Origin of the sequence: Streptomyces sp. NPDC006335, assembly GCF_040612795.1 — a bacterium.
Lineage (GTDB): Bacteria > Actinomycetota > Actinomycetes > Streptomycetales > Streptomycetaceae > Streptomyces.
In genome coordinates this window covers 153,073-172,793 of the sequence record NZ_JBEXQX010000018.1, presented here as the reverse complement: position 1 = coordinate 172,793, position 19,721 = coordinate 153,073, and the positions used below count along the sequence as shown (strand labels likewise).

Sequence of the window (19,721 nt, the reverse complement as noted above, 5' to 3'; positions counted from 1 at the left end):
ACCCGAGAGGAAACCCAGCATGAGGTCCCAGGTGTCGGCCACCCTGACCGAGCGGCTAGAGCGGATGCGTGCGGGCCAGCTCGTCGCCCTGCCGGCCGTCGCGGAAATCCGGATGGCGTACCTGCTCGCCGGTGGGGGCGCCACGCTGCGGCTCATGACCTCCGAAGGCAGCACGACCGAACGCCACACGGTCCCGCTCATGGACCGGGGCGCGGCCGGTCGGGAGAACGACCCCGCCGGTATCTACCTGGACGCCATCATCGACGGCGCGAACACGGAAGGGCTGAAGACCGCCGCCGGCTGGCACCTGATGAGGCTCGGCTTCAACTACGCGCCCGGCGCGGCCTGGGTGCCGTACACCGGCAGCGCGAGCAGCGAGGCGCAGTGGGAGGAGTGGGTACCGATGCTGCCCGAGGGGCACCGGTGGCCGCACACGGTGCGCGTCGCCATTACGGCGACGGCCGAACATCTTGCCTACATAGACCGTGCGTACGGTCCCGCGCCGGAACTACCGGACCTTCCAACTGGTGTGAGCGCGCACCCGTCCGGTCCGCGTTCCTGGCGGATCTGCTACGCCAATCGCCGGTTCTGGCAGCTCTCCTACCGACCCCGGATGGGCGGCGACGTGTGGACTCTGTACGCCGACCCGGCCCGTACCAAGTCCCTCGCCAGGGCCGCGAGCCCCGGTGAACTCCTCGCCACCATCCCCGACCGTGACTCCGAAGGGCTGGCCCGCGCGGCGGCCCGCAAGGGCTACTGAGGCGGGATCCGCCACGATGACGGTAAGGATCACCGCGGTGCGCGGCCGGTTGGTCCGGCGCCACACGGCCAGCATGCGTCCCACGGAGAGCGATCCTCCGCCTCGTCTGGGGCTCGGAGCAGTTCAGCTCGAAGCAGGAGCTGGAGAGTGAAGGAACTGAGTTCCGGCTGATCGGCTGGAGCGAGTGAGCCCGCCCGCATCCCAGTGAAGCCCGCTCCCCCGGCGCACCGGCCCCACCACCCTGAGGAACCCGAGATGACCGGGGCCAGCCGTCAGCCATGATCGCCTTCCTGCGCACTATCAACCCGCCCACTGCCTCGCCGCAGCGGAGCTTGCGCTGGCTGCATAAGGAGAACTCGATGCGTATCTCTCGAATCGTCCGCCAGACATCCGTGAAGCGCGGCGACGAGTGGACGCTGACCGTGTCCACCATCCAGGTCGACTTCCGCGCCTACGAGACCACCGTCTTCGACAACACCCCCGACAAGCGGCTTGAAGGCTGGCTGCTCGGCGACCGGATCGTCGAGACCACTGTCGACAAGGCCAGCACCCGCGAAGAGGCCATGGCCCAGCACCGCGAAGCCCTGTACGCGGCCCGCACCGAGACGCCGAAACCGCCCGCCAACTAGGAGACCGTGATGACCCGCCAGACCGCCGCCCCGTTCGACCACGTCAGCCTCAACCCCTCGTACCAGTCGGCCCGCTGGCTCGCCCGCCGCGTCGTCGAGGGTGAGATTGACGCCAACCCGTCCTACCAGCGCGGCAGCGTATGGACTGAGGATCAGCGCATCGCCCTCGTGCAGACCTGGATGCGCGGTCTCCCTGCTGGAGTCGTGATCCTTGCCGACCGGGGCAACGGTGCGTGGATCGGCGATGACCCGTGGCAGACCGGCCAGGGCATGTGGGCCGTCGTCGATGGCAAGCAGCGCCTCACGACCGCCGTGATGTGGTTCGGCAGCGAGTTCGCGATCCCCGCCAGTTGGCTGCCCGGCGATCACGTCGACGTCACCGAGGACACCGACGACGGCCCCTACGTCCGGCACAACGGCCTCGCGCCGAAGGGGCAGCGCTTCATGGAGCGCTACTGCTCGCTGCTCGTGGCGGAGACAAAGGACTGCGCCACCGAGGCGGACGAGGCCGCGTTCTACCTCCTCGTCAACGGCGGCGGCACCCCGCAGACCGACGCCGACATGGCCAAAGCCAGGCGCGTCGCCGAGGGCCAGCCGTGATCGCCTTCCCGCGCACCACGATCCCCGTCCCGGATGCGGTCGCCGGCCTGTCCGCCGGGCAGCAGCCGGCCCGCGTGCAGGCCGCGGTGGGTCATGGTGCGGAGGCTGCCCGCCTGCGCGCCGTCTGCCGAGACGGTCAGTACACGGAAGCCCGGCAGCGCCTTGAGGCCCGGATTCGGGTCGCGAACAAAGTGCTGGCCGCCCGCAACCCCCGGCTCGTCAACGGATGGGCGGACCTGACGAACCTCAACCGATAGGAACAGCATGACCACCACCGACTGGCCGTTCGGCACCGACGCCGACCGCGACGACCCGCTGACCAAGCTGCGCATCCCCGTCGTTACCAGCTTCAACCCTGAGTGGAAGTACATCGCCGCCTACATCGACGTCGACACCGGCCCGTACAGCTGGGGCAGCAAGGAACGGCCGACCGACGCCGAAGCCGCCATGCTCGCCTCGTACATCGATGAGTACATCCACTACTTCCTCGGCGACCGCGAACGGCAGCGCATGCTGAAACGCCCGCTCGATGTCGAAGGCCGCGTCGTCACCCGCGTCTTCATCAAGTACGGGGCCGCCGACTGGGGATATCGCGTCGTCACCTGGCAGTACGGTCCGCTGTTCGTGCCCGGCCCGCCCGGATCCGAATCCCGCCAGACCGTAGGCCCGCTGTCTCTGGAGCAGGCCATGGACCGCGACCACGACATCTACCCGAAGCGGTGGCTGGACTGGAAGGCCGCGCAGCCGGAGGTGTTCCCGACGTGAGCGTCCCCGACCCCGTCGGCTTCCTGGCCGCTCAACTCGGCCCACGGCTCGCCGCCCGTCTCACCACCCCGCAGCAGCAAGCAGACGCCGCTCGCATCCTTCAGCAGCTCGCCCAGGTGGAAGGCGAGGCGACCGCCCGCGCGTGGATGGTCGGCATGAACCCACACCTCGACAACATGGCGCCCATCCACGCCATCGCCGGTGGGCGGATGTGGGACGTCGAAGCCGCAGCCCGTGCATACCTGAACGGAGACTGGACGTGAGACTCCGCCAAGCCCACGCCATTCTCGAAACCGTCACAGCGCTCGAAGCGGCCGCCCTCGGCATCGACATGGCACCCTTCGACTGCGGCGAACCCGGCCGCACCCCGCCCAGCGACGGCGTTCAGATGGAAGGCGGCTGAGGACTCACCGACCACGACGCGCGGCCAGGTTATCGAGGGCGCTGGACGCCAACGCTCGTGGTGGTCCATCGACCGCAAGCTCCCTTCGGCGCCGAGCAGCCAGCGATGTCGCTGGAGGGTTGCTACCACTACACCGCCGGGCCGCAGCGCTGAAGGATCGGGCCATGTCTGAGATCAACGCCAACCAGGGCGACCCGCAGCAGGAAACCGTCGCGTACCTCATGGGCAGTTTCTGGGTCTGCCCGCCCTGCGCACGGGAGCGGGACGACATTGAGTCGTTGATGCCCGCGCGACGCGCGGACCTGATGGACGTCTACGCGTACCACTGCGACCAGTGTGGGAAGCCCATCCGGTGACTGATCGTCACAGCAGAAGCGATGCCCGGGGTTGTGGCGGGTTCTATTGATCCCCGCAACACACTGGAGTTGAGGTGGAGTGAGCCGCCCCGGTGCCGCGGCTGCAAACGCCAGATGAAGCACCGCACCCCATCCGGCTACGAGCCGGTCTGCGAACGCCGCTTCAACGGCATCCCGGCCCGGATCCGCACAAGCAGCCGCGACGACCAAATGCCCGGCGAGGAAGAACTCGTCTTCGAATAATGCGCAGTGACCTTGTGGAGCCTCTGATGACCGACACCGATTCCCGAGCCGTCCAGCTCGCTGAGTCCCGCTACCGCAACGGCTACGGGCCGACCGTCGCCGAATCCTGGGACGAACTCCTCCCGAGCACCCTTCAGTTCCTCGTCAGCGAGGCCGAGTCATGGCTGGGCGCTGCCGTCGCCGCCGGACTCATGCCGCCCGCCGCCCCGACCGCCGATGATCTCGCGGCCGCCGACGACCCGACGCATCTCCGCTGGGGCCTGAACGATGTCCTGTGGGGCGACGACGACACCGTGATCGTCCTCATGTCCGACGAGGAGCGGCGCCCGTACTCGCTGGAGCTCGATACCGAACACGCGACCGTACTTTGCCGAAACCTCGCCGGACCCGACAGGGAACCGGCCGATGAGGAGAACGGGCGCCGGCCGTGCGGCCACGACGATTTCCACGACGCCCACGAGTGGCACGACCGGCCCGGCGTTTGGTGCCCCGGCATCGGCACCGACTGACCGTGACGACCGAATGATGCAGCCCCGCCGCTGCCGGAAGGAGATCCACCGAAAGGCCCTTCGGGTGACATGGCCTCGAATCGAAAGGTGATCCCAAATGGCCTGACAGGGGGGCGAGCTGGGGGAGAGGGAATCGGATGAGACGCGGGCAATGCGCTGCAAAGCAGCGCCGGGGCTCTCACTGCCGAATCCATCACATCTTCCCGGGGGAGATCGCCATGCCCGAGCGCGCCGAGCACGCCCTGCTCTATATCAAGTATGTCGACGACGCCCTTGCCGAGCAGGGTGTCGCCGCTGTCGAAGGCGCGATCTCCGGCATCAGTCTGAGGATCCTGGCGCGGGCTCTACCTGACGGCCGGACGTCCGTTGCTGTCTCGCTCTACAAGCGCGTGCACCGCATGCGCGCCTCGGGCAAGGCATTTCACTACTGGACCTCCGAGAAGCTCACGTCGATGGCACGCACCAAGAAGAACCTCGTCGTCCTGCGCGAGATCGACCGCCGCACCGGCAAATCCACCACCCGCCATGTCTTCTCCGAGACCCTGGTCGAGTCCTGGATCCACGGGCTGTCCGAGACGCTGCAGCAGTGGATGCGCAGCAACCCTCTGGCCCGCCGGCTCGAAGGACCGGAGCCCGAGGGAGTCGACAACGCCGTGGACCAGGCGATCGCCGCGATCCGCGAACACATCGGCGGGCTACCGAACTGGAACGACCGCTTCCCGCTGCTCAAGGACGGCTGGCAGGGTCGTCCGGCCTCCGCCTACCTGCCCTATCTCGATGCCCACGACCATGCGCAGGTCGCGAAGAACCTCTTCGGCGTGCGCGCCTACCGCCGGCCGCTGGCCCGCGAGGTGGAACGTCTGGACAACAGCACCCTGAGCTGGTTCGCCATGTTCCGCGGACTGGTGCCTGTGGACTGGCTCATCGACGCAATGCGCACCACGAAAACAGCCGACGGCCGCAGCCTGATGCGCGAGCTGTCGCTCACATCCCTGCAGCAGCGAGGCATTCGCTCGATCCTGCGCCGGACTCCGCAGCCGGTGCTGCGACGGATCCTCAACGAGCCCGTCCACCAGGCGCGGCGCACGCTGGCCGATGCAGCCGACTGCACGGCTCACCGTTTGGCCGTCACCCGTGACCTCGACCTCCTTCCGGAGATCATCGCTGCCCGCGGGCAGCGCCGAGTCCGCGGCTCCCGTGACCTCGAGCACCTGGTCCGGGACCTGCCCGCAATCGAGCGCTGGCACAACCCCCGGGGCCGCACGGCCCAACGTGTCATACAGGAGGAGATCTACGCCCTTCGCGAGATGGAGCACTACAACCGCGAGATCCGGCTGCTTCCCGAGGGCACGGCCCAGGCCGCTGACTGGGACCTCTGGAAGGACGAGGCGTTCCGCGTGCAGGCGTTGGGTCTGATCGAGGACCGTCGGCGCGAGCTGATGGCTGCCCGCGATCGTGAGCGCTACGAACGCGAGGCGGCCCGCCGTCTCGAGCGGATCACGAAGCAGGCCCGGCGCCACCAATGGGCACTGCAGACGGCCGCCCTGCTGGACGGTCGGGAAGCAGCCCCTGGTCTGAGCCTCGTCGTCGCCCGTGATGCCGAGACGCTCTCCCGCTGGGGTGCGATGCTCAACAACTGCATCGGCGGGTACGCCGGCGAGCTGGAGCTGGATGTGTTCGCAGCGGTCTGCGAACCTGACGGTCGCGTGCGTCTCAACCTGCAGATCACGCAGGCGCATGGCGTAGAGCAGATCCTCGGGAAGAACAACCGCGACGCCGTGCGCGAGCTCGGCGAAGCGGCCCAGCAGGTCGTCGACGGGCTGGTCGCCATGGAAGTCAGCTTCCACTCGGAGGCTCTGGGTATGGTTGGGCTGCGACTGCCCCAGAGGACTCACTGACGTCAATCTGTACAAGATCCCCGGCTAAGAGGTCGCTTTCTCCCGTTGTTTCATCCTGGTATGCGTAGTTGGTCTGGAGATGTTGGGTCGCGCCAGGAGATGATGGCCTCGCCGGTGAGGCGGCGAGGCCATCAGGTCGGTCACGACACGGCGGCGGGCGATGCGCGGCACGATCTGTCTGCGGACGGTGTCGCCGCTGGATGAGCGGATAGACCTGGATCGTCTTCCTGGAGTAGCAAGCGTTGCTGTGGCCGGGCGTGTGCGATGCGATGAACGGGTGGGAAGGACGACGAGCATCGATGATCTTCGACGGCGCGCCCGTCGGCGCCGTCGCGTCGGTCGGTCTCGGCGCCAGGGGCGTTCGGCCGCGTCCAGGCGCGCCGACTTTCGTGGCGCGCAGCTGAGTGGCGTGAAATTGTCGGACACGAAGCGGGCCGGCGCTCGGGGGCTTCCGCCGGAGTAGCCGCCTGCACCGTCGACGCAACCACCTGGTGAGATCAGCGCCAGGTGACCGATCCTAGGCGCTGCGCGGCCGGCGGCCGGTCGCCTCCTTCCCGGCTCTCTTCTTCACCGCACTTTTCTTGGCCGGCTGCTTCTTCGCCGTCTTCTTGGCTGCGGTCTTCATCGACAGTTCGCGTACGTCGGCGTCTTCGCCACGGGAGGCCCGGGCCTTCTCCACCGACTGGTTGAGCGCGGCCATGAGGTCCAGGACCTGGGTTGGCTGCTCGGGCTCCGGCGCCTCGGGGAGCTCGCGGTCGTCCCGCTTGGCCTCGATGACTTTCGCGAGGGCGTCGGTGTAGGTGTCCTCGAAGTCGGGGCCGTCGAGGTCTTCGCGCGTCATCGACTCCATCAGGGCGAGCGCCCCCTCGATCTCCTCCTCCGACACCGTTTCGTTCGGCGGGTCGACGGCGGACGGGTCGCGGATCTCGTCGGGCCAGTGCATGGCGTGCAGGACGATCGCGCCGTCGCGGATCCGCAGTAGGCCGAGGCGTTCCCTGCCGGACCAGGCGTATTTGGCGACGGCCACCTTCGACGACCGGCCGAGGGCCTGCACGAGCAGCTTGTACGGTTTCGCTGCGACCTGGCCGTCGGGGGCGAGGTAGTAGCCGTCGCCGATCTGGATCGGGTCGATGCTGTCGAGGGGCACGAACGCTTCGATCTCGATGGCCTTCGCGGTCGGCAGGGGCAGGTCCCGCAACTCCTCGTCCGAGATGGGGACGACCTTGCCTTTGGCGTACTCGTAGCCCTTGCCGATCTCCGACTGTTGGATCTCGCGGTCCTCCAGCTCGCACACCTTCCGCGTGCGCACCCGGCCCATGTCCTCCAGGTGGTACATGTGGAACTGGATCGAGTGGTTTTCGGTGGCACTTTGGACGTGAATAGGTACCGTGACCAGCCCAAAGCTGATCGCACCGCTCCAAATCGTTCGGGGCATGGGTGACCTCCGCGTGAGCCCCGAGCAGCATCAGCGTATGACCGACGGCGAGGCGTCGCATGCGGACAGCCGCATACCCTCCCGCGGGGAGGACCGGGAGGGGCGGCGGGCCCCCGCTGCTCGCAGCGAACAGCAGGGCCCAACAGGGACTCCACCTGGGGGAAGGGGAAGCACCCGGACGCACAGCATGCGCCCAAAACCAGCCACGGGGGAAGATCTCGGCCAGAAGTAGTTCATTCGGCGATGTCAGTGCCGCCAGCGATGATGACCCCATGACGATCACCATGCAGAACTACGGCCTCACCTGGACCGACGCCGACGGGACTCCGCGCGCCTCCGCCGTCTCCTACGACGAGAGGTCCGCCGACCACCGCAAGACCGAACTGGAGAAGGCCGGCGCCACCAGCATCGAGATTCTGCCGATCAAGCCCGGCGAACTCCCCCACCCCAAGGCCTGACACACAGAGGGCCGCCCGGTGCCTCCGTGAGCCCGAACCGCGAGCGCCCGCCAAGACGGGGGGACTCAGGAGGATCGGGCGATGAGCCGGCGGGTCAGAAAGGCAGCAGACCGCGTGGGATGAGGTCCTGCACGACGAGCACCCGTCATGGGGGATCGTCGTAGGTACCGATTTCCCAGTCGGTGATGGTCGGCCCGAACGGCTTCCCGTGAGCGTTCAGTGGGAAGGCGTAGCCTCTGTGCCGTCTGGCGTGGCGCCCTGCGGGAGCGGCACGGTCAGGGACGAGTCGGGCGCTCGGAACGGCGTGCCCGCAGTGACCTCCGGGCCGCTCAGCATCAGGAAGACTGCAGCCAGCACGGCGGTACCTGCCGCGATGGCGGGGCCGAGGCCCTCGCCGCGCCTGTCGACGAGAAAGGCGGTTCCCGCCGCCAGTGATAGCGCCACAATGGCCGTGAGGGTCATCATCGAATGTCCTTCGCTCGGCCCGGCTGCTGCGCTCCGCCAAGAATCACGGCAGCCGGGCGGTCTATTCTTCGCGGACCGTAGCGGCTCGGCAATGCCTCTCACGGAAACCTAGGATCACCGCTGGCCGCGCGCACGAGGCGATCCGGTTTCCCCCCGCCCGTCCCTTAGCCGGCCTGACAGCCCGATCGCGCTGAGCCGACCTTGCACGAATCCCACTGCCCCCACTTACGAACAAACGCCGCCGCTCTCCCGCAGGCCGACACCACCGTCAGTGACCTCGGCGGGGCGCAGCACCGCCCCGAGGAGTGCGGGTGCCAGCGGCTCGACCCCGCCGACCGCTGACCCTGTTGCCCCGTCTGCTGCATGTGGCAGGCCGGGCTTCGTCACACTGGTTTGCGTGACGATGCCCCGCGATGAGTGCGCTTGCTGCAACAGGCAGTGCCTACGCGCCGAGCAGCGGGATGTCCTCCACGCCCAGCTCGCCTCGCAGACGTAGGAACCGGACCGGGTGACGGTAGACCCCGTCGTCCACCGCGGTATCGGCCAGGAACTCCGCGACGAGATCCGGCGCCACGGGGCGGTACTGCAGCTCGCCTTGCGTGCCCCAGCCGGCGGAGAAGCGCCGCCCGTGCCACGGATGCTCGGGCCCGGCAGGGCGGAGGCGTCCCGCGAGGTCTCGCCGCACCGCGGCGGGCAGGGGAGTGGACTTCGCGATCAGCCGCAGACGGCCCGCACTGTCGTACCTGGCAAGCAGCAGTGACGCGGGAGCCGCCAGTGTGCCGGTGACCCCGCCGATCACTCCCTCGGCGGTCACGCGCGACCGGACCTTGATCCACGCCCTCTTGCCCGGCAGATACCGCTGCTCGCTGCCCTTGAGGACGACGCCCTCGATTCCCGCTGCACCCCAGGCCGGGTCCAGCCAGTCGAGCATGGTCGCCCTGTCTGTGGTGGCCGGGCACAGCGTGAACGGCCCGGCGAGGACCGTACGGACGAAGAGGTCCTCCAGCAGGGCGCGGCGCTCCCTGTACGGCTGGTCCAGAAGCTCGACCCCAGCAGCCTCCAGGACGTCGAAAACGATGAGGTAGGCGGGGTGCTCGACGGCGGCCGCCACCGCGCCACGGCCCCGTCGGCGAGCGCGGTTCTGCAGCTGGCCGAAGTGCAGCCGGCCCTCGTGCGGCACGACGAGTTCGCCGTCGAGGACCAAGTCCTCCTCGAGCGCCGATGCGGCGGCGATCTCCGGGAACGCCGGCGTCAGGTCCGCGCCGTTGCGCGACTGGAGCATGACCCTGTCGCCCCGGGCGAACAGCACGGCCCGGAACCCGTCAGGTTTCTGCTCGGCGACCAGGCGCCCGGGCAACGCCCTGTCCGACGGCAGCTCGCGCCACGCTTCGGCCAGCATCGGCTCGATGGGAGGAGACAAGGTCACCTCTTCACATCTACGCGGTACCGGCCGATCCCGCGCGTCGGACATACGGCCGGGCGTTCGGGACATGGCCCGACAGATGACCTACGGACGGAGCATGGGGGGCTGTTCACCTCCGCCCTGCCCGGTACTTCCGGGAAGGCTGGTGGCAGCCCCTCGTCCGGGTTACGACTCTTCTGCTTCCTCCAGCAAAGCGTTGAGCCGCCGCTCGATAGCGCTCTGGTGTGCACTCTCGCGTAGAACCTGGGTCGCCTTCAGTTCCCTGTCCAGGACGGCATTACCGATAGCCTCAGCCCACCACGGCGGAGGAGGAGGGTACATTCCCTCCGGCCTCGGTAGCGGTAGCTTGTAGCCGTCGCGCGCGAGGTACTCGGACAGCATCGAGACGGTGATGGCGGGAGCCTTGGATGGTTCCAGCTTTTCGAACTCGTCCCGGTTCAGGGCGCGTGTGGGGTCGTGCCGTAGGACGGTGAGACGTGGATCGTGCGGGTCCGGCCTGAAGATCACGGACGTCGTCCAGGAGCAACCAGCAGTCGCGATGGAAGTCGCGGTGTCAGTGGTCGAAGGGCTGACGAAGGCGGTGCCGGCAAGGTCCCACCGGACAACGGCCGTACACCACTCGTGCTCACCGATTCGATATGTCCTGACGTCTCGCATGGAGTGGAACTGCGCCTTCATCGTCACCCAGGACAGGGCAGCGCCAATCTCCAGTTCGCCTCCGGAGAAACCGGCGAGAAAGCAGCACTCAGACAGACGCTCGTCGCCCACAAGCCGTCGCTTCGCCGCCTTCTTCACCGCCTTCAGGAGATTCGCTGCACGGAGAGTCTTGGCTACCAGTTCTTCATCCGTATCGGTCGGCTCGGCGAACCGGGTGATCACCTCGTCCATCTTTGTCAGGTGCCGGAAGCGGTCACCGAGGTCAGCGACGTCCGCATCCATAGGCCACGTGTACGCGGCGCCGTCGCCAAAGTCCCGCGTGTTGGAGCTGACGAAGTAGACAGTCTCCTTCGGGTGTTGACGGGCGTACTCGATGGCGGACAGCCAAATCGCAGCGTCCCGGGAGCCGACCTTCGCCGACCGTCCGCCGTCCGTTTCCTTGCACGGCGGCAGAGCGTTGGCCTCCCGGAAGACCGCCTCACGGAGTGCTTGCTCGCTGGTCGGCAACTCCTCGACGACGGTCAGATACTGGTCGCGCCAGTGCTGTCGTAGCCGCTCCAGATCGCACTGCGGCAGAACCGCCTCGTAGTCCCAGGGCGTCGCGTCTTCGAGGGACGTCACGGCCTGGATAGCAGCGTCGTACTTCTTCCGGTACGCCACTGCCTTCTGGGCGGCCAGTTCCTCCAGCACCATCCAGGGCGCGGCTACGCGCTCGGCTCGCGAAGTTCGGATGGCCCGCAGGAGGTCTGTGTTGCTGTCCTCCAAGGACAGGCCTCGGAGAATGCACGAATCGAGAATGATCACCGTCTGTACTCCTGCAGTTGCGCGCGTAGGGAGCAAGGGTGGCAGGAGTTGGTGCACTCGTGCACGGGAATACCGGTGAGCGTGCTGCCGCGGCCAGGAACGCGACCGCTCAGCACGCCGATGCGCGGTCTGCTGTACGCGGCAGGCCGGGCATTGTCACACTGGTTTGCGTTAAAATGCCCCGAGTTGAGTGCCCGTACTGCGAGCGGCACATCGCCGCCGGGATAGTCGCCGGGCGCCCCAAGAAGGGCCGCCTGTGGCGGCATGACCCCGCCGAGCAGCCGAGCGAGTTCGGCAACGTCCTGGTGTCCTGTACAGGGTCGCTGGCGATCGTGGACCTGCCCCGGCCGGGCGAGCAGCTGGCCCTTAACCTCGGCCTGGACGGCGATGAGGCCGACGAGGCGGAGCAGGGCATCGACACGTTGGCGCTGTTCTAGCAGTGTCGGAGGTCGGCGGTCAGCTCGGACGCCACTGTGCGAGCGGATCGAAGCCAAGGAGTGCGATCTTCTGCTGCCGTGTCGACTCCTTCGGCTTCCACCACAGATAGGGCGGGTAGCGCAGCGCAAGGTGTGCTGCTGGCGGATCGGTCATGTAGTCGGCTCTCGGGCAGCCATCCACGTGCGGACACTCCTCGACGACCCGGTTGCAGAACTTGCAGAGGAGCCCTCGCACGAGACCGGTCGCGTAGTCGTGATCCACCATCGCTCCGGGCAGTGCGTGGCACAGATGACATTCCGGGCCGAGGGCGTTGACCAGGGCGGCGCGCAGCCTGCGGACCACTGACGTCTTGGCTGGGGGAGGCGGCCAGTAGTGGAAGCCCCCGTAGCTCCCGCCGCCGCACCGCTGCTCGACCGGCACCGAGTCAGGAGGTACGCCCTCGTCCACGAGTTGCACGAGCCATCTGCTCTCGATCCATTGGTAGGTCCCGCGGGTGTCCTCGGCCGGCTCCTGGTGTGTCTCCCTCCAGGAGCAGTGCTGGCTGTGCTCCCATCCCTGCTTCGATGCGCGTTCAGAGCAGACGAGTTGGCCATCGCTCATCAGGTGACGGCGGCCGTCGGACCCGAGGATGGCCACGCGAGGTGAGGCGGGCACGGGGACACCGGGCAGGGGGCAGGGTTCTCCGGCCTGTTCGCGGATCATGTCCTCGATCCCGTAGATGCCGAAATGGGCGTAGTCCCAGAGCAGTTTGGCCCGGCGGTATGGCGGGAGGTCATCCAGGGTCGACATGTGCGGCATCGTGCCGCAGGGCACTGACAAAGCACTGCCGGGCCCCCGCGCTCGGGGTTGCGGGGGCCCGCAGATCGGGGCGGGTGGCACCGGCGGCCGGGGATGCGCGACCCCTGCCGTCCGGACGCTGTCAGCGGCGTGACCGTCGGCGCATTCAGGTTCGCCTCGTCCTCAGGCTAACCGAGCATCAGCCCGTCCTCCCTGGTGCCGCGCAGCACCACCGTGGACGCGGCGGCTGCACCGACTGCCTGAGCGACAGCACTCACCTGGTCCGCCGGGAGCATCGCCGCCACCGCGACCACGACCACGCCGACGAGGATGAGCTTGAGACGAGGCTTGCGGCGAAAGGGGTGGCGGGGGTCATCATGTGAAGAGGGCGTCAGCATCTGTTGCCGTCCTATCTGCCGCGAGAGCGGCGGTCCGGCCGCCAGGCGTCCTCACTATGCTTGCGAGGCAGAGGCGCCTGGCGGCCGCTGAGTTGGGGTTTGAGTCTGACAAGGCACTTGTGGCTCCAGAAGAGGGTCGAGACCGCCTCCGACGAGCCGGAGCAGCCGACCGAGACCGAGCCGGTCGTAGAGCCCGAGCCGGCCAAGGGGCCCGTGACGGCCTCCGCGGTCGTCAAGTCCCGCGCCCTCGACCTGTCCTGCGTCCGTGTTTACCAGCCGCACGTGCTGCCGAAGTACCCGAACCCGCGCTCTGGAGATCACCGTCTCCGTCGACGTCCCCGGCTACCAGCCGGGCCAGCCCCTCGACATGGAGGGCGTCACCGAGGGCATCATCCGCCGCGCGAACGCCCTGAAGACGGCGGGCGGCGGCGCCGGCCTGTACGCCTCGTACCGGCTGCCGTCCGACAACAACCTCATCATCAACGGCAGTTCGTCCGGCACGGAGGGCACCTGGGGCCCGCCGTCAGGCGTCTTGCTCCCTGGCCCGGAGAAACTCACCGGCACGCTGCCCCGTTCCTATGAATACGGCATAGCACCAGCGACATGATCAGCCAAGCTCAGTGAATGATCTCGGCATCGATGCCCGGGGTTGCGGTGGGGATGAACTCGCGGGAGACATGGAGGGGTTCGCCGCCGCTGGCCTGGTCGTCGTCCTCATCGGAGGTGACGTCGTCGTCCACGAACATCACAATGTCGAGAACCCACGCGCGGGCCTCTGACATCGCCTGGAGTTCGGTTCGGTCCCCCTTTCCGTCGAGCGTGCCGCCCGTGGAGAACTCCCAGCCGTCCGGCGTCCACTCCCAAAGCATCCGCACGACCCGGCCGCGGTCCTCGTTCACGTCGTGAACTTGCACCACGGCTGCACTCGCTGGGTGAACCAGGGTGCGCGACGTCCACCGGCCGGACTTCTCGGCCTCGGAGATGAGCGCGACCGCTTCTGCCGGGAGTCGCTTGGACTCCTCATCAAGGCGGGCCGCCTTCTCCTCGGCCGCCGCCTTCTCGGCCTTCTCAATCTCCTCGTCCACCGGCGTTTCCCCCGGCCAGTACTGACGAGCGGACAGCAGCCGGTACGGCTGCCCCTTCACGCCGTTGTGGGCGGTGTCGGTCTCCGGCTCAGTGACGGCCTCCGCCTTCATCACCCGGGACCACAGGCGGTAAGCCCGCTCACCGTCCTCCGTGAGGCCGAAGGCGCGCACGCCAGGCGCCACGGCGAACACCTTCACGTACCCGGCCGACCACAGCGCCGGGATACGGTTCCGTTTGATACGGGCCGACACGTCGGCACGGTCCGGGCTGACGTCGTACGCCTTGAACCCCCCGCGCGTCTCCTGGACCTTGCCCTCACGGATCCAGCCCAGCGCCCGCCACTGGTCGCGGGAGAAGCTCAGGGCTGCGGCCTGCTCGATCTCGGCCGGTGTGACCACACCCTCATCACGGCGCGCGTGGTCGTCGGCGTGCAGCTGGGCGGCGAGCTCGGCGTCGACCCGGTTGTCGAACTGCATCGCCGCGCTCTCGTACTCGGTTCCGTCGCCGAACCTGTCCACCCACACCGTCACCGGGGCATGCCGGGTGCACTCGACACCCCAACGGGTCTGCGCCAGGTCGAACGCGGCGGCCCGGGCGAACGCCTCACCGGTGTACGCCTCACCAACGGCCATCGGCTCGGCCTTGTTGCCGTCGTCGGCGGCGGACGGCTCGGGGGCGGACGCAACGACCGGGACGGCCACCGGCTCACCGTCGGCGTGCCTGCGGACGATGTCCCGGACGTCTTCAACGAGAAACTCGCCGTCGATCACGGACGGGCTGCCGATCCGGTCGCCGCTCGGGGCGACGATCATCCACGGCCACACCTCGCGGTCCTCATGAACCACCGTGTACACCTCGCCGCACGTGATTGCGTGCCACAGGCCGTCAGTGATCCGCTCCACCGTGATCCGCCGCCTACCCACCGTGCCCCCAAATCCTTCTGCGTCGTGGCTGCTCTGCTGTGTGTTCGTGCTGCCTGCCGGAAGAGCGGGGAAGTCCTCAATCCCCCGCGCTGCCAGTTCCCGGCACTCCCCGCACCGCCGTTCCATCGGCCACACCCCCCTGCAGCACCGGCGCGGCGCCCTGGCCTCCGCCTCCCGGGCCGCCTCACGCTGGGCCTCCCGGCGGTCCCGGATCCGCGCACGCCTCATCAGCGCCTCGGTGCGCTTGCGCGTCTTCTCCGCCTCGACGGCCGCCCGCTCCGCGCCCTTGCGGGCGACGGCCAGACGGCGGCGTTCCTCACCACCCCCGGGGAGCACCGGCAAGGCGTGCGCGTCCTGCCCGCCGAGGCTGTCCCACTGGCGGGCACGGCGGGCCTTGCGAACGGACGCCATGACGTCGGCCTCATCGCGCAGCACGCCCGGCCCGGCAGCCTCGGCGAGCCTGAGCGCCTCGTATCCGTCCTCTGTCGCCACGACCAAGCCCGACGAGTGGCGCGCGAGGTATCCGCAGCGGGCGAGTAGCCACACCCGCTCACTCTTGACCCGCCGGCCCGTACGGCCGTCCGCATCCACCGCGCGAAACCCGGAACCGTCGGCCTTCAAACCACCGGCTGCGGCCAGGCGGACCGTCGCCACGAACGCAGCGCTCCAACCGAGAGCGGCCATGGTCCGCGCGGCGTCGCTGTCCGGATCCTGCGAGCCGGCCGCGACCTGGGGGCTAGGGACCAGCGCCAGCCGGGAGCAGGGGGCCGCCCCGAAGGGGGCGGCCGTCGTCTTGCGGTGCGCCAGGGCGCCCCCCTCGCGCGCAGAGTGCCGAATGAGCTTCCGGCCGTCGGCCGTGCCGGGGGCGTGCCCGGTGACCGGCGCGGAGACAGCCGACCCGCGCCAGGCCGGAACGTCGTCGCTCTCGACGTCAGAGATCGTCATCGCTGCACCTCCAGAGCAGCAGCGGGTTTTTCGGTGGTCTCCTGAGGTGACACGATCCTCATCCGCCGTGATCCACGGACGGCCTGGCCCAGCCTGAGCCTCCGACTCCAGCCGCCCAGGACATGGGCTGGAGTGGGCCACGTCTCGAAGATTTCCAGGGTGAGGACGTCGGACCGACGTACCACCGCGGGGATGTGCAGCAGTGTCAGATGGATATAGATCATGTGCATGGCCTGCGGTGCTATGTCCTCTGCCGTCACATGCAGGTGCGTCTGAGGGTTCAGACCGTGCTCGAGCATCGCCTGCGACAGAGCAACCACGAACGCGCCCGCGCCGCAGGTGGGTTCATAGACACCGGCGAAGCCGCCCCGCTGCACCTGCTCGACCACCGTGTCGATCTGCGTCGCGGCCATCAGCTGGGCGATGTCATACGGCGTGTAGTACTGGCCGAGCCGCTCGTTGCCGAGCTCCAACTCCATGTAGAGGCGGCCGAGTACGTCGCAGGGCTCGCGCTCCATCTCTGTGGTCACCAGAGCCAGAGCGTGCGCGAAGCGGTCCAGCTCGGCGCGGTCGTAACGGCCGGCGATCTGTAGGTACTGAGCCTCGCGCGCCTGCCAGATCTCGCTCCCGCGGACGTCCACGGCGTTACGCATCGCCAGCGCCACCATCTCGACGAAGTTGTCGAAGACCTCGCTCATCCGCCTCGCGCCGGTGTTCGCCGCCAACAGCTTCACGATCTCCCGGTAGCCGCTCATGCGCTCGGCACCACAACAGTCGGAGCCTTGGAGTCCGGACGACACGGTGGGCCTCCGGATCGAAAGGAAAGACGTGCAGGTTTCAGGCACCTTGAGCGGCGGGCCCGCAGGAACCCGTACGGGCGGGCGTGAGTCATACCGTGCCCTCGGCTGTCGTGGCTGATTCAGCGGGGGGCTGTGAGTCGTCCTTCTTCGCCTGCTCGGCGAGGATCTGCTTCACCAGCCAGGCCGGTGCCCGTGTTGCGATGGCGATGTCGCGCCTCGTGGTACGGCGCAGGGCCAGGGAGTGCACCGCGGCACGCAGGGCCTGTTCGCGGGCGTCATCGGCGGCCCGGAGTGTCTCCAGCTCCGGTGTCACCGGGGTGAGCGTGACCTCTGCACTCACGCCGACGAGTTCGAGCCCCTCCACGGCGTTCGCCTCCGTCGCCCGTAGCGTTCGCCCGTGTGCGTAAACACCGTGTTCGGCAAGGTGGGCCACCCAGGTCCGGCCGCGCCGGTGGGCCTGGCCCTCAATGGTTTCGCTCACTCCGAGCTCCCCAAGTCCTCGATGACCTGCTGGACGAGCGTGTCCGGCACCGGGAAGGGCAGGACGATCTGCCGGTTCCCGATCCGGTACAGCGCGTGCGTGGAGCTGCTGCTGACCGCAGAGACGGTGAACCCGAGCCGGGAGGCCGCGGCCCGGATCCGCAGCAGCGGTCCGCCTTCGGCCCCCACGCGTAGTCCCGCGGTGACCTCCTGGGCCCGCGTCCACTCCTCCAGACTCACCACCGGCTTGTGCACGACCTTCGGCGACCACACCCACTGGGAAATGGGGTTGCGCCGCGAGAACCCGGCGCGGCCGGTGCGGTTCGCCCGCCGGTTGTACACCTGATATCCAGTCAGCTTTGGGTTCGCGACCAGACCCTCGACCCTGTTGTAGGTCCACTCGCCGTCGATCGGGTACCGGTCGGGCTCCGCCTTGAGGATCGCGACGATGTCCGGGCCCTTCAGGTGCTCCTCGCGCCGGAGGCGGCACAGCTCCCGGGCGGCGTCGAACCGGCGTTCGTCGGGATGCGGAACGAGCTTCTTCTTCGGCCGCATCTCACCGAACCGGCCCTGCCCCCGAACCGGGGCATCCTCGTCGACCACCGCGACGTAGGGGTAGGGAGGATAGCCGTGGTTCCATCCGTTGATGGCGTGCTGGAACTGGCCGCCCATCGACATCTCGATCATCGTCGCGCGGTAGATCTCCGCCTCAGCCTGCCCGTACCTGCGGGTACGCAGCCGGCCGGACTCGGTACCGCCCGTCGGCTCGTTGGCGTAGATCACCTCTGCCCCAAGGCGCTCCAGCTCGTGTTCCACGGTCAGGCTGGTCAGCATGGCACGTGCCACGCGGTCGGAACGCTCGGCCAGGACGTGCGTGACGCCCATCTGCTCTGCACGGTCCACGAGGTCTTGGAGGCCGCCGTCCCGGGGCGTTGGAACACCGAGCCCGTCGTACATCTCTTGTGGTCCCAGGCCCCTCAAGTGCGTGGGCAACATCCCGGACTCCACATCCCAGAAGTGCGCTACGAATTCTTCACCCGGATCGAGGCGTTCAGCGGCGAGGACGACTTGCCGCGGGATGGACGAGGCGGGAAGCTGCCGGTCCTTGGTGGAGACACGGCCGAGGAACACCGCGCGGCGAGGACGTGTGTCGGCCTGCCGGAAGTTCGGCAGGTGACTGAGGTCGATGGGCGGGGCGAACGGGTTGGTCATGACGTTCCTACGGACTCGGAGCGGACAGTGGTGCTCTGCTGAGGCCGCGGCGGCCACCATGGGGGCGTTCACCGTGCGGCGTAGGCCCGCGGGTTCCAGAAATCCTGGACATACGGGTTGGCGGCTCCGGATCAAACGTCACCGGGTGCGTCCAGTTGGGCGGGACGAGGCCCGAAGTCCTGGACCTCATCCAGGGAGCCGGTGTCGGGGACCCGAGGTGAGCACCGGTGGCGGTCGGCCATGAGATCGAGGCGCGCCAGCGTCCACCCCTGCCCCTCGTGTCCAGCCTGGGTGGTGATGGAGTCGCACTTCGTGCACCGCAAACCCTCGGCCACCTGGCAGTTGTCGCTGAGCGCGGAGTTGACGACCTCGAAGTCATCCCGGGGGAGTGCCTCGGACTCACCCACCGCGGCGGTCTCGGCGCCGCCGGTGAGGAACTCCAGCAGTTCCAGGGGCAGGGCAACCTCGTACCCGCGCTGGTGAACGCTACGGATAGCAGCGCCAACCCCATCGGTGACAGCAGAGCGGAGACAGCCGTTGTTGGCGGCGGGAGCACGCTCCTCGCCCTCCGGTTCGCTGTACCCGTCCCAGGGAGCCGGCAAGCACTCGATGCCACCTGCGGCAAGGATCTCGTCCAAGCGCGCCCAGAGCCTGCGCACCGGGTTCGTCTCGGGCAGTTCGCGGATGGCCTCGGTCATCAAGGCGTGCAGCTCATCCGTGCCCAGTTCGTCAAGGGTGGGTTCCGTGATCACGTCTCTTCTCCTAGACCTGGATGGTGAATTGGAGCGTGTCGGCGGCAGTCAGTCGGTGACGCGGTAGGGATGACCAACCTGCGGATAGTCCCCGTCTGCGGTGACGTTGTGCGGCCATCGGCATGCGACGGTCTCGATGTGCACGCCGGGATGCTCCTCGCAGCGGACCCGGTTGTTCGGGGCGACCTTGGGGAGCGGGACGGGGATGACCACAGTCGGCACGGATCCGAGTTCGGCTTCGTCGTGCGCGTGCTGCTCCAGGGCGGCAGAGAGCGCGGTGTCGCGGATGTTGAGGTTCTGGGTCTCGCCGTCGTGGTAGGTGACGAGGGCGGTGTCCTCGTAACTGATCCAGCCCGAGCCACCCCTGGTCGGTTCGACCGTGACGGAGGCGACGGCCTTGCCGGTGGATTCACGGTGCTGGAGGGCTTCAACGGCCGCTGATGTGAGCTTGCCGATCTCCATGCCTAGTTCTCCCGTCTTGCAGTCAGGCGACGCGCTCGACGTG

General features: G+C 68.3%; 26 protein-coding genes. 14 read left to right on the top strand and 12 right to left on the bottom strand.

Annotation, left to right across the window (positions count from 1 at the left end):
- Nucleotides 1–19 precede the first annotated feature (19 nt).
- From ABZ098_RS36300 to ABZ098_RS36250, 11 genes are all read left to right on the top strand, one after another.
- Complete coding sequence (locus tag ABZ098_RS36300) at nt 20–760, top strand: hypothetical protein (RefSeq protein WP_356598010.1); 741 nt, start codon at nt 20–22, stop codon at nt 758–760.
- 359 nt (nt 761–1,119) lie between these two features.
- Complete coding sequence (locus ABZ098_RS36295; RefSeq protein WP_356598009.1) at nt 1,120–1,389, top strand: hypothetical protein; 270 nt, start codon at nt 1,120–1,122, stop codon at nt 1,387–1,389.
- A 9-nt stretch (nt 1,390–1,398) separates the two neighbouring features.
- On the top strand, nt 1,399–1,989 hold the full coding sequence (locus tag ABZ098_RS36290; RefSeq protein WP_356598008.1) for a DUF262 domain-containing protein: 591 nt from the start codon (nt 1,399–1,401) through the stop codon (nt 1,987–1,989).
- Nucleotides 1,986–2,246 (top strand): hypothetical protein, encoded by a 261-nt coding sequence (locus ABZ098_RS36285; protein ID WP_356598007.1) that lies wholly within the window; start codon nt 1,986–1,988, stop codon nt 2,244–2,246. Before ABZ098_RS36290 ends, ABZ098_RS36285 begins: the two co-directional genes overlap by 4 nt.
- 7 nt (nt 2,247–2,253) lie before the next feature.
- Nucleotides 2,254–2,754 carry a hypothetical protein gene (locus tag ABZ098_RS36280; protein ID WP_356598006.1) on the top strand — a complete coding sequence of 167 codons (501 nt, stop codon included), beginning with the start codon at nt 2,254–2,256 and terminating at the stop codon, nt 2,752–2,754.
- Complete coding sequence (locus ABZ098_RS36275) at nt 2,751–3,017, top strand: hypothetical protein (RefSeq protein ID WP_356598005.1); 267 nt, start codon at nt 2,751–2,753, stop codon at nt 3,015–3,017. The genes ABZ098_RS36280 and ABZ098_RS36275 overlap by 4 nt, the downstream gene beginning before the upstream one ends.
- Nucleotides 3,014–3,157 carry a hypothetical protein gene (locus ABZ098_RS36270; protein ID WP_356598004.1) on the top strand — a complete coding sequence of 48 codons (144 nt, stop codon included), beginning with the start codon at nt 3,014–3,016 and terminating at the stop codon, nt 3,155–3,157. Before ABZ098_RS36275 ends, ABZ098_RS36270 begins: the two co-directional genes overlap by 4 nt.
- A 164-nt stretch (nt 3,158–3,321) precedes the next feature.
- Entirely contained in the window at nt 3,322–3,513 is a 192-nt protein-coding gene (locus tag ABZ098_RS36265) for a hypothetical protein (protein ID WP_356598003.1), read from the top strand.
- A gap of 114 nt (nt 3,514–3,627) precedes the next feature.
- Nucleotides 3,628–3,756 carry a hypothetical protein gene (locus ABZ098_RS36260; RefSeq protein ID WP_356598002.1) on the top strand — a complete coding sequence of 43 codons (129 nt, stop codon included), beginning with the start codon at nt 3,628–3,630 and terminating at the stop codon, nt 3,754–3,756.
- Between the two features lie 26 nt (nt 3,757–3,782).
- On the top strand, nt 3,783–4,265 hold the full coding sequence (locus tag ABZ098_RS36255) for a hypothetical protein (protein ID WP_356598001.1): 483 nt from the start codon (nt 3,783–3,785) through the stop codon (nt 4,263–4,265).
- Between the two features lie 218 nt (nt 4,266–4,483).
- Complete coding sequence (locus tag ABZ098_RS36250; RefSeq protein WP_356598000.1) at nt 4,484–6,163, top strand: hypothetical protein; 1,680 nt, start codon at nt 4,484–4,486, stop codon at nt 6,161–6,163.
- Between the two features lie 517 nt (nt 6,164–6,680).
- Here the strand turns inward: ABZ098_RS36250 and ABZ098_RS36245 are convergent.
- Complete coding sequence (locus ABZ098_RS36245; RefSeq protein WP_356597999.1) at nt 6,681–7,598, bottom strand: Ku protein; 918 nt, start codon at nt 7,596–7,598, stop codon at nt 6,681–6,683.
- 272 nt (nt 7,599–7,870) lie between these two features.
- Between ABZ098_RS36245 and ABZ098_RS36240 the strand changes: the two genes are divergently transcribed.
- Complete coding sequence (locus ABZ098_RS36240) at nt 7,871–8,056, top strand: hypothetical protein (protein WP_356597998.1); 186 nt, start codon at nt 7,871–7,873, stop codon at nt 8,054–8,056.
- A gap of 216 nt (nt 8,057–8,272) precedes the next feature.
- On the opposite strand, the gene ABZ098_RS36235 is transcribed toward ABZ098_RS36240, so the two are convergent.
- The 3 genes from ABZ098_RS36235 to ABZ098_RS36225 all read right to left on the bottom strand — a co-directional run bounded on the left by ABZ098_RS36235 (nt 8,273) and on the right by ABZ098_RS36225 (nt 11,405).
- On the bottom strand, nt 8,273–8,521 hold the full coding sequence (locus ABZ098_RS36235; protein WP_356597997.1) for a hypothetical protein: 249 nt from the start codon (nt 8,519–8,521) through the stop codon (nt 8,273–8,275).
- A 442-nt stretch (nt 8,522–8,963) separates the two neighbouring features.
- On the bottom strand, nt 8,964–9,920 hold the full coding sequence (locus ABZ098_RS36230; RefSeq protein WP_356597996.1) for an ATP-dependent DNA ligase: 957 nt from the start codon (nt 9,918–9,920) through the stop codon (nt 8,964–8,966).
- Between the two features lie 189 nt (nt 9,921–10,109).
- Nucleotides 10,110–11,405, bottom strand: coding sequence for a PIN domain-containing protein (locus ABZ098_RS36225; RefSeq protein WP_356597995.1), 1,296 nt, complete (start codon nt 11,403–11,405; stop codon nt 10,110–10,112).
- 176 nt (nt 11,406–11,581) lie between these two features.
- Between ABZ098_RS36225 and ABZ098_RS36220 the strand changes: the two genes are divergently transcribed.
- The gene (locus ABZ098_RS36220; RefSeq protein WP_356597994.1) at nt 11,582–11,842 is read left to right on the top strand and encodes a hypothetical protein; all 261 of its coding nucleotides are present in this window, start codon (nt 11,582–11,584) and stop codon (nt 11,840–11,842) included.
- A 19-nt stretch (nt 11,843–11,861) separates the two neighbouring features.
- On the opposite strand, the gene ABZ098_RS36215 is transcribed toward ABZ098_RS36220, so the two are convergent.
- Nucleotides 11,862–12,632 (bottom strand): endonuclease domain-containing protein, encoded by a 771-nt coding sequence (locus ABZ098_RS36215; protein ID WP_356597993.1) that lies wholly within the window; start codon nt 12,630–12,632, stop codon nt 11,862–11,864.
- 176 nt (nt 12,633–12,808) lie between these two features.
- A complete protein-coding gene (locus ABZ098_RS36210) occupies nt 12,809–12,940 on the bottom strand; it encodes a hypothetical protein (protein WP_356597992.1) in 132 nt (43 codons plus the stop codon).
- Between the two features lie 343 nt (nt 12,941–13,283).
- Between ABZ098_RS36210 and ABZ098_RS36205 the strand changes: the two genes are divergently transcribed.
- Nucleotides 13,284–13,625 (top strand): hypothetical protein, encoded by a 342-nt coding sequence (locus ABZ098_RS36205; RefSeq protein WP_356597991.1) that lies wholly within the window; start codon nt 13,284–13,286, stop codon nt 13,623–13,625.
- Nucleotides 13,626–13,635: 10 nt separating this feature from the next.
- Here ABZ098_RS36205 and ABZ098_RS36200 read toward each other — a convergent pair whose 3' ends face one another.
- The 6 genes from ABZ098_RS36200 to ABZ098_RS36175 all read right to left on the bottom strand — a co-directional run bounded on the left by ABZ098_RS36200 (nt 13,636) and on the right by ABZ098_RS36175 (nt 19,678).
- Nucleotides 13,636–15,972 (bottom strand): hypothetical protein, encoded by a 2,337-nt coding sequence (locus tag ABZ098_RS36200; protein WP_356597990.1) that lies wholly within the window; start codon nt 15,970–15,972, stop codon nt 13,636–13,638.
- Nucleotides 15,969–16,727 carry an N-6 DNA methylase gene (locus ABZ098_RS36195; protein ID WP_356597989.1) on the bottom strand — a complete coding sequence of 253 codons (759 nt, stop codon included), beginning with the start codon at nt 16,725–16,727 and terminating at the stop codon, nt 15,969–15,971. The genes ABZ098_RS36200 and ABZ098_RS36195 overlap by 4 nt, the downstream gene beginning before the upstream one ends.
- Before the next feature lie 133 nt (nt 16,728–16,860).
- Complete coding sequence (locus ABZ098_RS36190; protein WP_356597988.1) at nt 16,861–17,253, bottom strand: hypothetical protein; 393 nt, start codon at nt 17,251–17,253, stop codon at nt 16,861–16,863.
- Complete coding sequence (locus ABZ098_RS36185) at nt 17,250–18,464, bottom strand: recombinase family protein (protein ID WP_356597987.1); 1,215 nt, start codon at nt 18,462–18,464, stop codon at nt 17,250–17,252. Before ABZ098_RS36185 ends, ABZ098_RS36190 begins: the two co-directional genes overlap by 4 nt.
- Before the next feature lie 131 nt (nt 18,465–18,595).
- The gene (locus tag ABZ098_RS36180; RefSeq protein ID WP_356597986.1) at nt 18,596–19,216 is read right to left on the bottom strand and encodes a hypothetical protein; all 621 of its coding nucleotides are present in this window, start codon (nt 19,214–19,216) and stop codon (nt 18,596–18,598) included.
- Nucleotides 19,217–19,264: 48 nt separating this feature from the next.
- Nucleotides 19,265–19,678: a hypothetical protein gene (locus ABZ098_RS36175; RefSeq protein WP_356597985.1), complete on the bottom strand. Its 414-nt coding sequence runs from the start codon at nt 19,676–19,678 to the stop codon at nt 19,265–19,267.
- Between the last annotated feature and the right edge of the window lie 43 nt (nt 19,679–19,721).

Excerpts from the sequence above, each read along its gene's own strand:
- ABZ098_RS36260 (WP_356598002.1), top strand. The coding sequence starts at position 3,628 with ATGAAGCACCGCACCCCATCCGGCTACGAGCCGGTCTGCGAACGCCGC.
- ABZ098_RS36280 (WP_356598006.1), top strand. The coding sequence starts at position 2,254 with ATGACCACCACCGACTGGCCGTTCGGCACCGACGCCGACCGCGACGAC.
- ABZ098_RS36255 (WP_356598001.1), top strand. The coding sequence starts at position 3,783 with ATGACCGACACCGATTCCCGAGCCGTCCAGCTCGCTGAGTCCCGCTAC.
- ABZ098_RS36235 (WP_356597997.1), bottom strand. The coding sequence starts at position 8,521 with ATGATGACCCTCACGGCCATTGTGGCGCTATCACTGGCGGCGGGAACC.
- ABZ098_RS36250 (WP_356598000.1), top strand. The coding sequence starts at position 4,484 with ATGCCCGAGCGCGCCGAGCACGCCCTGCTCTATATCAAGTATGTCGAC.
- ABZ098_RS36215 (WP_356597993.1), bottom strand. The coding sequence starts at position 12,632 with ATGTCGACCCTGGATGACCTCCCGCCATACCGCCGGGCCAAACTGCTC.
- ABZ098_RS36245 (WP_356597999.1), bottom strand. The coding sequence starts at position 7,598 with ATGCCCCGAACGATTTGGAGCGGTGCGATCAGCTTTGGGCTGGTCACG.
- ABZ098_RS36220 (WP_356597994.1), top strand. The coding sequence starts at position 11,582 with ATGCCCCGAGTTGAGTGCCCGTACTGCGAGCGGCACATCGCCGCCGGG.
- ABZ098_RS36295 (WP_356598009.1), top strand. The coding sequence starts at position 1,120 with ATGCGTATCTCTCGAATCGTCCGCCAGACATCCGTGAAGCGCGGCGAC.
- ABZ098_RS36290 (WP_356598008.1), top strand. The coding sequence starts at position 1,399 with ATGACCCGCCAGACCGCCGCCCCGTTCGACCACGTCAGCCTCAACCCC.
- ABZ098_RS36265 (WP_356598003.1), top strand. The coding sequence starts at position 3,322 with ATGTCTGAGATCAACGCCAACCAGGGCGACCCGCAGCAGGAAACCGTC.
- ABZ098_RS36195 (WP_356597989.1), bottom strand. The coding sequence starts at position 16,727 with ATGAGCGGCTACCGGGAGATCGTGAAGCTGTTGGCGGCGAACACCGGC.
- ABZ098_RS36230 (WP_356597996.1), bottom strand. The coding sequence starts at position 9,920 with ATGCTGGCCGAAGCGTGGCGCGAGCTGCCGTCGGACAGGGCGTTGCCC.
- ABZ098_RS36240 (WP_356597998.1), top strand. The coding sequence starts at position 7,871 with ATGACGATCACCATGCAGAACTACGGCCTCACCTGGACCGACGCCGAC.
- ABZ098_RS36200 (WP_356597990.1), bottom strand. The coding sequence starts at position 15,972 with ATGACGATCTCTGACGTCGAGAGCGACGACGTTCCGGCCTGGCGCGGG.
- ABZ098_RS36175 (WP_356597985.1), bottom strand. The coding sequence starts at position 19,678 with ATGGAGATCGGCAAGCTCACATCAGCGGCCGTTGAAGCCCTCCAGCAC.
- ABZ098_RS36185 (WP_356597987.1), bottom strand. The coding sequence starts at position 18,464 with ATGACCAACCCGTTCGCCCCGCCCATCGACCTCAGTCACCTGCCGAAC.
- ABZ098_RS36300 (WP_356598010.1), top strand. The coding sequence starts at position 20 with ATGAGGTCCCAGGTGTCGGCCACCCTGACCGAGCGGCTAGAGCGGATG.